General features: G+C 46.0%; 1 protein-coding gene. It reads left to right on the forward strand.

Annotation, left to right across the window (positions count from 1 at the left end):
* Window positions 1-55 precede the first annotated feature (55 nt).
* Window positions 56-1,153 (forward strand): conjugal transfer protein TraF (gene traF / locus A3738_RS19355; protein ID WP_068763789.1); only part of this gene is annotated, 1,098 nt, incomplete at its 3' end.

Here is a 1,153-nt window from a genome sequence, read left to right on the forward strand (position 1 = left end):
ACTCAAATTATCGCGCCTAGAAGAGGCGAAATAATAACGATTGAAAGGATGAATCATGACATACATTAAAAAGAGTGCCTTGTTTGTTTCAGGCAGCTTTTTCTTTGCAGCACAAGCATTTGCAGGTGCACCAAATTTTATTGATAGTCGCGCGATGGCGATGGGTGGTGTAGGCGTTGCGTCTGCACGTCCTGCTGCGGCAGGCTTTTTTAATCCGGCTTTACTGGCGGTAAAACAGCCTGAAAAACGCGATGGATTTGGCATGTTACTTCCATCAGTAAACGCAATAGCAAGTGATGAAGCTGAGCTTCGCGATGTCGTGGATGACTTCGATGATGATTTCATCAAACCATTTGAAGGTGCGATTACTGACGTTGAAAACAATATTGCGGGCGGTGGTGCAGGCTTAGCCGCTGCTCAAACAGAATTAGCGAATAGAACGCGTGCACTGAACAACGAGCTTCAAAAAATTGATCAAGAACAAGCGCGTGTCGATCTCGGCATGGGTGTGTCAGCGTTGATACCTAGCCAGCGTTTCGGCGCAGGTTTGTTTGTCTCTGGTTCTGCTCGTATTGCAGCAAAAATCAATTACAACGATCAAACCACGCTTGATCAACTAGAAGACCTAGCGCGTAACACCGTGATTACAGACATCGATGATGTTAACGCTCTGTATGACACAGCGAATGACGCGGATCAGTTACAGTCAACCGTGCGCGCCGTTGGTTCAGCATACTCGCAAGTTGGTTTGTCGATGTCGCATAACTTTACGTTTTTTGGTCACGACTATGCGCTAGGCGTGTCACCTAAAATGGTCGATCTACGTGCTTATGACTTTGTAACGAGCGTTGATGAGTTTGAATCTGACGATCTTGAAGATACCAAAGTGAGTGAATCGAAATTCAACCTTGATCTAGGCGTGGCGAGTTTCTTAGATGATGACGAGCAATTATTGGTTGGCCTCTCAGTGATCAACGTTGTGCCAATGGAGATCACCACCAAACCGGGTCGAGACAACACTAACTTGGGTCCGGGTTTTGCACCGGAGGGAATCGATATTGAGCTAAAACCAAAAGTCTTGGCTGGTATTTCTTACCAAGGAGCATCTTACGAGTTAGCCGCTGATCTTGAGTTAACCAAAACAGAAGAAGTA

It is taken from the genome of Oleiphilus sp. HI0066 (assembly GCF_001635725.1).